Source organism: Moraxella sp. CTOTU49097, assembly GCF_032064105.1.
GTDB classification, from domain to species: domain Bacteria; phylum Pseudomonadota; class Gammaproteobacteria; order Pseudomonadales; family Moraxellaceae; genus Faucicola; species Faucicola osloensis_B.
In genome coordinates this window covers 1-12,257 of the sequence record NZ_DAMBOA010000031.1, presented here as the reverse complement: position 1 = coordinate 12,257, position 12,257 = coordinate 1, and the positions used below count along the sequence as shown (strand labels likewise).

The following is a 12,257-nucleotide window of genomic DNA, read 5'->3' as shown; positions in this document are numbered from 1 at the left end:
CCCAGTTAGTTGACCAGCAAAAAATTAGAAGTACGCTTAACCAAAATCTAGGCAAAATTAACGCTGCAAACTTGGAGAAGGCGCATAAGTTGCTTGAATCAGGTAAGTCAAAAGGCAAAATTGTACTAGAAGGTTTTTAAAACAGCTCTTGTAAAACAAATCTTGCAAAACATATTCTGGCTAAAAACAGACTCTTAAAATAACTCACCAAACGGCTGGCAGAACGAAAACTGCCAGCCGAAATCACTCATCATCTTGGCTATGCCAATATGCCACACTCGACAACTAAAACGACAATCAATAAATCACTGCCACTAAGATGACGATAAGCGATGCCATCAGTATAGAGATGACAGAAATCAACGCGGCTTGGGTATATTGATGGTTCATACAGTTATTCCGACACGCTAATACGCTTTATGAATCTAATAAACTTTGCGTATAATTTTCGATACCCATCGAGGTCAGCAGTTCCATTTGCGTTTCTAGCCAATCAATGTGCTCTTCACTCCCGTCTTTAAGTTTGACCAATAATTTGCGAGAGACAAAATCACGTTTCTGCTCACATAAAGCAATCGCATTTTTGATGATGTCAGTTTTTTGATACTCTAGTTGCAAATCACAACGCAAAATTTCAGCGACATTTTCACCGATTAAAATTTTGCCAAGTTCTTGCAAGTTTGGCAGACCATCTAGCATTAAGATACGCTCAATGAGGTCATCTGCCCATTTCATCTCATGAATCGACTGATGATACAATTTTTCGTTAAGTTCACTTAGTCCCCAGTTTTTGGCGATACGCGCGTGTAAGAAGTACTGGTTGATAGCAATTAATGCCTGACCCAAAACTTGGTTTAGCGCTCTTAGAATTTCTTTATCGACTTGCATAATGTTTACCTTAGTTGCCTTAGTGCTTGGTCGCCTTATTCAGAGATGTCACCGAGCTGAGATTGCAGATAATTGGGCAGTCCCATCATATCAATCAGTCTTAGCTGCTGCTCTAACCAATGCGCATGGTCTTCTTCGGTATCGACCAATTGGGCGACCAAAATCTCACGGGTTACATAGTCTTGCTCTTGCTCACAAAGCGCAATGCCGTCTTTGAGATGTTGACGAACTGCATACTCAAGCTGAAGATCGGCTTTTAGCATACTTGGCACATCATGACCGATGTTGATATCGGCAACTTTCATGTTGGGTGTGCCTTCTAGCATCAACACCCGATTGATTAAGGCACGCGCATGATCGCTTTCTTCTTCCATTTCATGATGCATACGCGTATGAAGTTTTAGATAATGCCATTCATGATACATTTGCGCATGAATAAAGTACTGGTCACGAGCCCCCAGTTCACCACTAATTAAGAAATTTAGATAATCAATAACAGCTTGGCTGCCTTTCATGGGTATATCCTTGAAAAATGAACAGAAACAAAGGTTGGGTATTATCTGAAATACTAAATTAAAGTGACGTTAAAAACAATTCACCGCAGCAAATAATTTACAATATTTATCAGTCGCTCATTCATTGAGATTAATGAATAAGTTTGGGTGTGTACGCTAACAGCTCATTAGGCAACTTAATAAACTAGGCAACATTAATACACTAGGCAACTTCAATAAATAGGTGCGTATAGTTATTGATGCTTTGGGCGTACTCTTCGAGATAACCTTCAATCATTGGCTGACAGCCACCACAGCAAGTAGCCACATCAAGCTCAGCTTGTAACGCCTCTAAGCTGTCATGACCTTGTTCAATGGCTGTTTTGATTTGACTTTCTTTGACCGCATTACAGATACACACAAACATACGCACCTCGTTGATAAGTTTTCTTATATAATAATGATAATTATTCTTATTATCAATAAAAATTTTATCAATCAGGTTATTCACTGACAAACGCAATTTTGGTTAGCTTGTTTTCGCTTGCTGTTGCTAGGATTTGCGCGACGGTATCATATCGACTGTCTTTATCGACGCGTAGCTGAATGCTTGGGGTCTCGCTTAATTTGCCTTGTTCGGCAAAGCGCGTGTTTAATTGCGCCAAACTGATACCGGCATCGTCCCAAAAAATCTTGCCATCTTTATCAATGCTTACTTGTATCACTTTGGGCGGGGCTTCATTGACTTGTGCTGAGGTTTTGGGCAAATTTAGCGGCACACTGGGATTGATTACCGTTGCCGTCACCAAAAAAATAATCATAAGTACCAGCATGATATCAATCAGTGGAATCAGATTGATTTCATTCATGCCCGTCGACGCGTCATCACCGAGTTGAAATGCCATAAGTTATTCCCTGTTTATCTATTTATCTGTTTAGCGATGGGTCAAGGTTAGGCGTTTTTCAGCATTAAGTCAGCGGCGTTAGTTTGTTGCTTGGGCTGCGAGCTGGTTTGCAAATGGGGTTGAGCGGCTACACTAGTTTGCCTAACTTGGCTGGAAGAATTCATCAACACGTTGGCAAGCAAGGTATGCGCCGTGTCGTTCGCTTGGTGCATGGCTTTGCGATTGATTCGTACTACGACATTGTACATAATGACCGCAGGAATCGCTACCGCAAGCCCAAGCCCAGTCATAATCAAAGCCTCCCCAACCGGTCCTGCGACTTGACCAAGTCCTGCTTGACCTGATTTAGCAATGCTATCTAAGGCATGAAAAATCCCCCACACGGTACCAAATAGCCCAATAAAAGGGGCAATGGCAGCGGTCGTACCAAGGATATTTAAGCCCTGCTCACTGGCAAAACGGTATCGATTGAGCTGTTGCAGTAGCTGCTGCTCAGTGACCAATTTTTGATTGTCTAGGGATAAGGTGGTCAGTTGAGATTGCTGTTGGTAAATTTGTTGGGTCAAATCTTGCGACACTGTTTTGGCAAGTTTTTGGCTATTTAAGATACGTAAAATGCCTGTAATCCAAGACAGCATTGACAAAACAATTAACACAAAAAATAACGTCTTGGTCACTACATCTGTATATTGCCAGTAATTTGCAAAATCCATAATCATTCCTATAACACGATAAATTTAAAGACTAACTTTAAATGTTAGTATAAATGATAATCATTATCAACAAAAATATTAAAAATTAGGCTAAATTGAACAAGCGACTATATTAAACCACGTTAATTAACCCACTTTAAAATATTAAGCAACTTTGATATCAAATGGCTTTGAAATTAAGTAACTTTAAAACCTCATACTTTTTTATCTTCGCTTTGTGTTAGCTTTATTTTGGGTAAAATCAGCGCAAGGTTATTGATAGCCTACGGTATCGAGTAGGATGACTACCTTGCGCAAAATGCCGTTTTCGGTTACACCGATGAATATGCTAGGCAGTTGTCTTGATAACCCGCCAAACCTTGTGGTAGTAGGACGAGTAAAAAATTGGATTTTGGACATAAGCAAAGTGTCTCTGCAATATTTTATGAAAATGCTAAACCGCAATGGGCAATTCATCATGCTGATGGTTATCACCCATTCAATTTAAAACTGATAACTTAGCACCACTTTGACATTGCGTCCCATGGCTTTATCACCGGTATTGGATACGTGCTCATAGTAGTAGGCATCTGTCAGGTTATACACGCCAGCATCTACGGTTAATTGCGGTAACGCGCTTGGGCGATAGCTACCAAATACATCATAGGTGGTAAAACTTGGCAAATCAGTCACATCAGTAGCGCTGGTGCGACGCGTTAAACCTTTGACATGGCGGATGGCGCTTCCAAGGCTGAATCGGTCATTGATGTCATAATTAAAGCCAAGGTTTAACTGATCGCCTGAGTCTTTATTGAGTTGGTAACCTTGCTCGGTGTCGCTTTTGGCATGGGCATAGCCTGCATTCAAGCGCATATTATTTAGCCGATATTTTGCGCTCAGCTCGTAGCCTTTGACGGCAGTCTCGCCGGCATTGATGTAGCTAGCACATTGCCCGTCTGTCACTGAGTTGCCTGTGGTACAGTCAATGCCTGTTATGCGGTCGATTTTATTGTCATACTGGGTATCAAAGACTTTGGCTGTCAGCGACATACTGTCTTGACTGTCAAACACCCCTTGAAAACGGCTACTGATACCCAGCTCTGCATTTGCGCCTGTTTCTGCTTCGAGGTCTTTATTGACGAAGGTTTGCCCAGATTGGTGGATGGTTTCTGGCAAGGGTGGTCCATTAAACAATTGGGTATAACTGGCAAATAAGCTGTGATTTGGCGTCAGTTTAAATTCCCCTGCCAATGCGCCCGACAGTTGATTGTAGTCGTCACTGCTTAAACGCTCTGACGGCTTATAATGGTCAAAGCGCACGCCAGGCGTCAGCGCAAATCTTCCCAATTCGATTCGGTCTTGTAAGTACACCCCTACGCTGGTAGCGTCTTCTGTGATATCACTACTCTCTAACGTCGCTGATTTTTTATAGCCTTCTATCCCATAGTTGAGCGTATGTGTCAAAGCATGGTCACCGTGATGTTGCGTCAATTGCTGTTTGATACTTGCCGTCATGCCATCGGTTTTGCCTGATGTGGCTATACGCATGGGGGTCGTTCCGCGCAGTCCTTGCGACAGCGCTTCATTGGTCAAATGATAAATTTTGCTGTTTAGCTCAAAATTGCTATGCGGTTTATATTCATAGCCGAGTGCATAGGTTTCATTATTGGTGTAGCCAGGATGAATATTATCGGGTAAATTGGCTTGGTAGCCGATATTGGGGCGAAACGGATAGTTGCCGTCATTGTCATAGCTTTGGTAACTGGCAGTAATTTTGTGGCCTTCTGCCGGCATCACATTGACTTTGGCTAGTATACTTTTGATAGTAATATCATCGCCTTGGATGTGGTTGCCTTTGCCATCTTCGCCGCCATCGCTATCACGCTGACTATAAGACACAATCATGTCCAATTGCTCATTGGGTTTGGCATAGGTCGTTAGGCTTCGCTGAAATTGCTGATCGTTACTGGCATAGCCCAGTTTAACCTTTGCCCCCATTTTTTGATCTGGTAGTAGCAAGTCCTGTGCATCCACCGTGGTAAACGCCACACCGCCACCGATGGCATTATTGCCCAAAGTCACCGAGTTATTACCCACTGACACTTCTGTTGTTTTATACAACTCTGGGTCAAGTCCACTAATCCCGGCATGGTGAAAGCCGCGCGTTTCCGGTTGGCGCACCCCATCCACGGTAATTTTTAAGACACTGCCTGCATTGTCTGAGCCCAAACCGCGAATATAAATATGCTGATCCATCCCCGAAGTGCCACCGACATTCACCCCAGCAACCGTCGGTAAATATTGATTGAGTAAATCAGCTTGCTGTACCTTGACTGAGCTGTCATGGCGGACGTTCTCAGTTTGTTTGGCTGGGGTATATTGACGGGCATTAAAAGTAATGGTCTGCAAGGTAGTGACGGGTTCTGGCTCACTCGCTGTTGCCAACGGTGAATAAAGGGTGGTTAATACACACAGACTTAAATAGAGCAAAGCACCACGCGGCGGTAAACTAGCATTGGCAGTATTCATAAAATCACTCAGATATATAAAAAAAGAGAAGCGTTACAAAGCGGTAAGAATAATAATATAAATGATAATCATTATCAATTAATTTTTCCAATTATTTCCCTTTTTTTTGAATATCTAACGCTAGTTATCAATAAGTAGCCAAGTAAAATCAGGCAACATCAAGCGAAATGATAAAGTGGCTCAAAGTTCGCCCAATAATCCTTTCAATAAGTTATAACAATGTCACCCCGCCAAAATCTTGCTAATCTCTCCTAGACAGGAGCCACAATTGGTGCCTGCTTTGCAATGTTTGCCAACCTCAACGACGGTTTTACAGTGATATTTTTTTATCGTCTCAACAATGGTATTTTCACCCACGGACATACAAGAGCAAACAATCCGCCCTGTATCAATAAAACCCGTGGCAGGTTTGCCCATTAGTAGCCATTTACGCGTATGGTTATCAAGACTTCTGCCAAATTGGCTATCTAGCCAGTTATGGGTGGGTAGTTTATGCTCGTGGGTGCTCAAAAATACTAGCGCATGGACTTGCCCGTTTTGCAATATCGCAAGGCGTAAATCCTGGCTAGTGTTATCGGTATCAATATGTTGATAATGGATAATATCAAAGTTGTAGGCTTGCGCTGGTTGATTGAGCCATACACTTAACTGCTGTTGCCAATATTGCTTATCAAACCAAGTTGTCATGAATGCAGACTGATTATCAATGGCAAAAAAATACTGGCTACTGTTTGACTGGCGATTACGCACCCAATAAGTCATATCTGGCGATTCGAGCCAAGTTAGCAGGTTTTCATCACAATGTTTATCAATCAATAACCATCCAAATGCTTGCATGGTTAGCTTTTGTAGCCTGACAGGTTGGTGCTTGAGCTGCGGTTGCTGTGAAAAGGGGTCATGATGATTGCTGATAAGCTTACCGACACGCGCGTTGGCGGCAAAGTGCTGATTCCAGTGCATGGGTATAAACACATCGCCTTGGCGTTGTTTTTCAGTCACATCCGCCCGCACTAAGATAGTACCATTGGGACTGTTAATTTGCACAAAATCGTTATTTTGTACACCCAAAGGCTTGGCGTCACTTGGATGAATCGCAACCAGTGGGTGCGGTAAATGCTGATTAAGCTGTGGGGCAATCCCTGTACGGGTCATGGTATGCCATTGGTCACGCGAGCGACCTGTGTTAAGCACCAGTGGATATTGCTCATCAGGCAATGACTTGGGTACCGCAGGATTAACGGTGACAAAATGCAGTTTTTGGGTATCGGTATAAGTAGTGCCGATAGTGGTATCTGGGTCTTGTTTTTGTAGTCCAAAATAATGCGGTTGACCCCACTGAAACGGTGCCAAATTATCATACTCGTTTTGGCTAATATTGGCTAAATGGCTGATATTAAAACTTCGACTATCTGTATTTTTTTCACCGCCATTCTTCTCGCCACTAAGCCGAGCGTGTTCGGCAAACACTTGGTAGTCGTGGGTGTAATCAAAACCCACAAAACCCATTTTCTGTGCTACTTGGCTGACTATCCACCAGTCGGGCTTGGCATCAGCAAATGGGGTGACTAAGCGGCGCTGGCGAGAGATACGGCGTTCGCTGTTGGTGACCGTGCCTGATTTTTCACTCCAGCCTTGCGCGGGCAAAACCACATGGGCAAAGTCGAGCGTGTCGCTGTCTTTTGAACAGTCAGACACGATGACCAGTGGGCATTGCTGTAACGCCATGGCAAATTTGTCTGCTTCTGGCAGACTGACCACAGGATTGGTCGCCATAATCCAAATCGCTTTAATTTGCCCCTCCAAAATAGCATCGGCACATTGGGTTGCCTTGATACCATCTTTACCACTAATACTAGTCGGTGCTTGCCAAAAGTTGGCTACTGTTTGACGATGGTCGCTGTTTTTGAGCTCAAAATGACTGGCAAGCAGATTGGCTAACGCCCCGACCTCTCGCCCACCCATGGCATTGGGCTGTCCTGTAATTGAGAATGCCCCTGCCCCTTGATAACCCAGTTTGCCTGTATAAAGGTGGCAATTGATAATGCTATTGACCTTATCGGTGCCATTACTGGCTTGATTGACACCCATGGAGTAAAAACTCACGGTTTTCGTGGTAGTGGCAAACAATTGGTAAAACTCGGTTAAATCACTTTCGTTGACACCGCAGATTTTGGCAACTTTTTTAATCGTCCAACTGTCACTGGCTGCAAGCGCATCAGCAAGATTGTCACAATGCCTGAGATAATCGTAATTGGCATAGCCGTTTTGGTGCAAGTAATTGAGTAGTCCGACAAATAAATGGGTATCTGTGCCGGAGCGAATTGGCAAATGCAAGTCAGCAATCGCGGTGCTGTCAGTGGCTCGTGGGTCAATCACCACGATTTTTTTGTTGGGATTGGCTTGTTTGCTGGATTTTAACCGACCAAATAAAATCGGATGACACCACGCCATATTCGAACCGATAATGATAAATAGGTCGCTGTTTTCGATGTCTTCATAATTACAAGGCACAGTGTCCGAGCCAAATGCTCGCTTGTAGCCAGCCACCGCTGATGACATACACAGTCGAGAATTGGAGTCCAAATTATTGGTACCCAAAAAACCTTTGGTAAATTTGTTTGCTACGTAATAATCTTCGGTGAGCAGTTGCCCCGATACATATAGCATAACGCTGTCGGCGCCATATTCATCAATGGTCTGTTGCAATGATTTGGCAACAAAATCGGTGGCGGTATCCCAATCGACTAGCTCGCCATGAATCATCGGATGTGCCAAACGGCGGTCACGATCGAGCGTATCGCCCAACGCTTTGCCTTTGGAGCATAATTTGCCAAAGTTGGCAGGATGGTTTGGATCACCGTCAATGCTGACGTGTTGGGTATTCTCATCAATCGTCGCCAACACGCCACAGCCAACACCGCAATAGGCACAGGTGGTTTTGACTTCAGTCAGCGGAGATTTTTGTGGTACTAAATGTTGTATAGTTGTTGTCACACGTTAACCTTTTACTATTTTTAATTTCTACCAGTCAGATTAGCCCGCCAGCAACTCTTCACAAAACGCTTTGCCAAACAGTAATTTATCTTTGATGGCTGAAATATCTTGTTGATTTTGAATCAGTTCAAAAAACCAACCGCCCTCTTGTACATCACCATATAGCACTGCAGATAAAATACGGTCGTCTTTTACGGTGATTTTTTGGTAGATGCTATGGCTAGGGTCTTGATAAATCAATTGCTCGCAGTCGTGACTCACATCGATATCACCTGCCGAAAACAGCGCCACACCCGAGACCTTTAGTTTGGTTGCCGTTGGTTGTATGCTAAACACGGGCGAGGTGCTGCCTGGCTGCTCGTTTAAGGTATGTAGCAGAATATTGGCTTGCTCATACACAGGTGCGACGAGCCCAAATAGCTGGTTGTCAAACTGTACACACTCACCAATCGCATACACGTCTGGGGTATGGGTTCGCATTTGGTTATCAACTAAAATCCCCCGCTCGCAAGTGATACCGACCTGTTGCGCAAGGGCAATATTGGGTCGCACGCCGACGGTCATGATAATGCAATCGCCGTCAATGGTTTTGGCAGGGATGGATGTATCGACATTATCCGTGTAAGTCAGTCCAGTAACCTGGTTATCCTCATCCACGCAAATCGCTTGGGAGTTGGCGTTGAGCACAAACTCAATACCTTTGTTTTCAAAGTAAGTTTGCAGTAAATCGGCAGCGGTTTTATCCAGTTGGCGATTGAGTAAATAGCCTGCCCCATGTACCACAGTGACTTTCGCTCCCTGTTGTACCAAAGCATTGGCAGCCTCAAGACCGAGTAACCCACCGCCGATAACCAGGCATTTTGGAGATTTTTTGCCATTATGATTGGTTTTTGCGATATCTAGCATAGCATCCACATCGGCTTTGGTACGAAAACCCATGACGCCTTTTGCGGTATGGTTGGGCAATGGCAAAATAAATGGCGTTGAACCTGTGGCAAACACCAATTTGTCATAGCCGATGGTTTCGCCGCTGTCGGTGATGACCTGATGAGCAGCAAGATTGATATCGCTAACAGTGCAACCTGTCTTTACAGTGATGTTATGGTTGGCGTACTCCTCTTGAGAAAATAGATAAATCTCAGCGAAGCGTTTTTCCCCTGCCAATACAGGCGATAGCATAATACGGTTATAGCCTGTATATGGCTCGCTGTTGATAAGCGTGATGGCAAACTCATCTCGACTTTGCTCGCATTGGCTATCAATCCCCAGTCCGCTGTGGGCACTCAGTCTGCTTTTGGCATACTGCATAGCAAAGCGTGTCCCTGCCATCCCTGCCCCTATGATAAGAATGTGTGTATGTTGCATTGTTTGGCTGACCTTGCTTATCCGACCCGATATTCAATACTTTAAAATTTAGCACTTTAGAATCTAGCACTTTAAAATTTAATAATTCAAAATTTATGCCAACCGTTTTAAACCGTTGTTTTTTACTGTTTTTTATGATGTTTTAAATTTTGGCTTTTATTTGCCGGACAGTGTGAGGTATGTTGACCAATCTTTGAATTTAACCTCTTTAACTATAGATAACTGTTTGAGGGTGTTCAAAATATTTTTAGACATTTTTTTGCCTAGTTATTTGCATTATTTTTTCACCTTATCGATTACTTACCAAAATAGTGCAGTACGGCGTCAAATTTTCACCACTCATGCAAAGCCGTGAAAGTTTTATCACAGCAAAATAGCTAATTGATGGGTCATTCAAAAAAATTATTGCAAAAACAAGGGTTTATGATAATGGCATAAATATTGCTTTTGCCTTGTTACCGTGAACCGTACAGGCTTACTTAAAGGAGAAGCAGATGCCCCAACGTTTACCGCTGTTTGCTATGAAATTACCCCGTATCAAGGTGTTACATTACACCTGGTTTGCTTTTTTCGTCACCTTTTTAATTTGGTTTGCTCATGTGGCATTGATGCCAACCATCAAACAATATTTTCATTTGAGCGATGGACAAGTCAAAGCGATCTTGATGCTCAATGTGGCTTTGACCATTCCTGCCCGTTTGCTAATTGGCGCGATGGTCGATAGATACGGCCCCAAGCGTTCGTATAGTGCTGTGTTGTTGATTAGCGGTTTTTTGTGTTTTGTGTTTGCTTTTGCTCAAAGTTTCCAAATGCTGGCGATTGGGCGGTTTTTGCTAGGTTTTGTCGGTGCAGGATTCGTGGTTGGGATTCGTTTGATTTCAGAATGGTTTCCTGTCAATGAAGTCGGCTCGGCAGAAGGGGTGTACGGCGGTTGGGGCAATTTTGGGGCGGCAGTAGCGTCGATGTCGATGCCGATTCTTGCCTTACTGTATGGCGGTGCAGACGGTTGGCGGTATGCGATTGCTACCACAGGCGTGATTGCGATTGTTTATTCGGTCATTTTTTATCGTGGTGTCAGTGATACACCCAAAGGCGCGACTTATTTTAAACCAAAAAAATCAGGCGGTTTGGAAGTATCAAACAAAGCAGACTTTTACTTTTATGCGGTGATGATTTTACCGGTTTATGCGATTTTGTTTTTGTTGGCGTGGCGTTTGTCACCTAGCGGATTAAAATTATTAACCGCTAATCAAACCATGCTGGCATATGCGGTGGTGGCGGTGCTTGTAGTCTATCAATATATCAAAATCTGGTCAGTCAATAAGCATTTATTTGATACATCTCGCCCTGCGGTAAATCCAGAATATGGTTATCAGTTCAAACAAGTGGCGATTTTAGACATGGCGTATTTGGCATGTTTTGGCTCTGAGTTGGCAGTGGTGTCGATGTTGCCGCAATTTTTTATTACCAACTATGGTGTATCGCATACTTTAGCAGGGTTGACTGCAGGCTGTTTTGCGGTGATGAATTTATTTGCTCGTCCTGGCGGTGGTTTTATGTCCGATGCGGTCGGTCGGCGCAAAGTATTGATGATTGCATTGGCAGGGCAAACGGTGGGTTATCTGCTAATGACGCAAATGACCAAGTTACCATTGGCGGGTGCAGTGGCAATCGTGCTGCTTACTTCTGTATTTGTGCAAGCAGCATGTGGTGCAGTGTATTCAGTGGTTCCGCTCATTCAACGCCGTATGACAGGGCAAATTGCTGGTATGGCGGGTGCGTATGGTAACGTAGGTGGGGTGTTGTTTTTGACTATTTTCTCTATGGTATCGCCAACAGGATTCTTTATTACCCTCGCGATTTTTGCAGGCATTGCCTTTATTGGCGCGACCTTCTTGAGCGAGCCACAAGGACATATGATCGAGGTGCACGAAGATGGCACGATTGAGCGAATTGCGGTAGCCTAATCGCTCTTTAAATCCAACCAAAAAAACAGTCAACCAGCGGACAAGGAAGTCTAGTTAGTAAGGCAAAAAAGGGTGTATGCCCTTTTTTCATTTTTGCACAATGCGTAGCAACCGTGCTAGTAAGGAAAAACCCATGTCAAAAGCCATTCAGCAAAATCCCGCCAGTTCTCAATCCTTACCACAGTCCTTGCCGCAACTGCTGACCCGTGCTGCTAGTCATGCAGGGCGCAAAGCCGAAAATCAAGATACCTTGACAATGCAAACGCTGGTGCCAACAGGGGATAGCAGCGCCGCTCAGCTTGCATGGCAAGTCACCGCTTTAGCTGACGGCGTCAGCAGCTGCGGACAGCCAAAGCTCGCCAGTCAATGGGTGATTGATACGCTGATCGACCAATTAACCATGCACCAAGCTGACATGGTGAC

General features: G+C 43.9%; 11 protein-coding genes and 1 pseudogene. 3 read left to right on the top strand and 9 right to left on the bottom strand.

The genetic code is table 11. The annotated features are described in order from the left end of the window. Positions 1 to 140 (top strand): annotated as a pseudogene (locus tag RT064_RS10505) (zinc-binding alcohol dehydrogenase family protein); the annotation flags it as partial. Positions 141 to 417: 277 nt separating this feature from the next. Here the strand turns inward: RT064_RS10505 and bfr (RT064_RS10500) are convergent. The 9 genes from bfr (RT064_RS10500) to RT064_RS10460 form a co-directional block, all read right to left on the bottom strand. After that, positions 418 to 888, bottom strand: coding sequence for a bacterioferritin (gene bfr, locus RT064_RS10500; protein WP_135888399.1), 471 nt, complete (start codon positions 886 to 888; stop codon positions 418 to 420). 35 nt (positions 889 to 923) lie between these two features. Then, positions 924 to 1,403 (bottom strand): bacterioferritin, encoded by a 480-nt coding sequence (gene bfr, locus RT064_RS10495; protein WP_060996275.1) that lies wholly within the window; start codon positions 1,401 to 1,403, stop codon positions 924 to 926. 202 nt (positions 1,404 to 1,605) lie between these two features. Then, a complete protein-coding gene (locus tag RT064_RS10490) occupies positions 1,606 to 1,809 on the bottom strand; it encodes a (2Fe-2S)-binding protein (RefSeq protein WP_007116452.1) in 204 nt (67 codons plus the stop codon). 76 nt (positions 1,810 to 1,885) lie between these two features. Then, positions 1,886 to 2,287, bottom strand: coding sequence for an ExbD/TolR family protein (locus RT064_RS10485; protein WP_219330855.1), 402 nt, complete (start codon positions 2,285 to 2,287; stop codon positions 1,886 to 1,888). A 47-nt stretch (positions 2,288 to 2,334) separates the two neighbouring features. Further along, positions 2,335 to 3,000: a MotA/TolQ/ExbB proton channel family protein gene (locus RT064_RS10480; protein WP_313063253.1), complete on the bottom strand. Its 666-nt coding sequence runs from the start codon at positions 2,998 to 3,000 to the stop codon at positions 2,335 to 2,337. 252 nt (positions 3,001 to 3,252) lie between these two features. Further along, entirely contained in the window at positions 3,253 to 3,399 is a 147-nt protein-coding gene (locus RT064_RS10475; RefSeq protein ID WP_313063252.1) for a hypothetical protein, read from the bottom strand. Between the two features lie 84 nt (positions 3,400 to 3,483). Beyond that, on the bottom strand, positions 3,484 to 5,508 hold the full coding sequence (locus tag RT064_RS10470) for a TonB-dependent receptor domain-containing protein (RefSeq protein ID WP_313063251.1): 2,025 nt from the start codon (positions 5,506 to 5,508) through the stop codon (positions 3,484 to 3,486). 222 nt (positions 5,509 to 5,730) lie between these two features. After that, positions 5,731 to 8,502, bottom strand: a complete 2,772-nt coding sequence (locus RT064_RS10465; protein ID WP_313063250.1) for a nitrate reductase — start codon at positions 8,500 to 8,502, stop codon at positions 5,731 to 5,733. Between the two features lie 39 nt (positions 8,503 to 8,541). Beyond that, entirely contained in the window at positions 8,542 to 9,867 is a 1,326-nt protein-coding gene (locus RT064_RS10460; protein WP_313063248.1) for an NAD(P)/FAD-dependent oxidoreductase, read from the bottom strand. A gap of 494 nt (positions 9,868 to 10,361) precedes the next feature. Between RT064_RS10460 and RT064_RS10455 the strand changes: the two genes are divergently transcribed. Both RT064_RS10455 and RT064_RS10450 read left to right on the top strand, forming a co-directional pair. Beyond that, on the top strand, positions 10,362 to 11,834 hold the full coding sequence (locus RT064_RS10455) for an MFS transporter (protein WP_313063247.1): 1,473 nt from the start codon (positions 10,362 to 10,364) through the stop codon (positions 11,832 to 11,834). 133 nt (positions 11,835 to 11,967) lie between these two features. Next, positions 11,968 to 12,257: hypothetical protein (locus RT064_RS10450; protein ID WP_313063246.1), on the top strand; the 290-nt coding region annotated here is incomplete at its 3' end.

Bases quoted from the DNA above. Each gene is read 5' to 3' on its own strand.
- bfr (WP_060996275.1), bottom strand. From the start codon at position 1,403: ATGAAAGGCAGCCAAGCTGTTATTGATTATCTAAATTTCTTAATTAGT.
- bfr (WP_135888399.1), bottom strand. From the start codon at position 888: ATGCAAGTCGATAAAGAAATTCTAAGAGCGCTAAACCAAGTTTTGGGT.
- RT064_RS10480 (WP_313063253.1), bottom strand. From the start codon at position 3,000: ATGGATTTTGCAAATTACTGGCAATATACAGATGTAGTGACCAAGACG.
- RT064_RS10470 (WP_313063251.1), bottom strand. From the start codon at position 5,508: ATGAATACTGCCAATGCTAGTTTACCGCCGCGTGGTGCTTTGCTCTAT.
- RT064_RS10460 (WP_313063248.1), bottom strand. From the start codon at position 9,867: ATGCAACATACACACATTCTTATCATAGGGGCAGGGATGGCAGGGACA.
- RT064_RS10485 (WP_219330855.1), bottom strand. From the start codon at position 2,287: ATGGCATTTCAACTCGGTGATGACGCGTCGACGGGCATGAATGAAATC.
- RT064_RS10490 (WP_007116452.1), bottom strand. From the start codon at position 1,809: ATGTTTGTGTGTATCTGTAATGCGGTCAAAGAAAGTCAAATCAAAACA.
- RT064_RS10455 (WP_313063247.1), top strand. From the start codon at position 10,362: ATGCCCCAACGTTTACCGCTGTTTGCTATGAAATTACCCCGTATCAAG.
- RT064_RS10475 (WP_313063252.1), bottom strand. From the start codon at position 3,399: ATGTCCAAAATCCAATTTTTTACTCGTCCTACTACCACAAGGTTTGGC.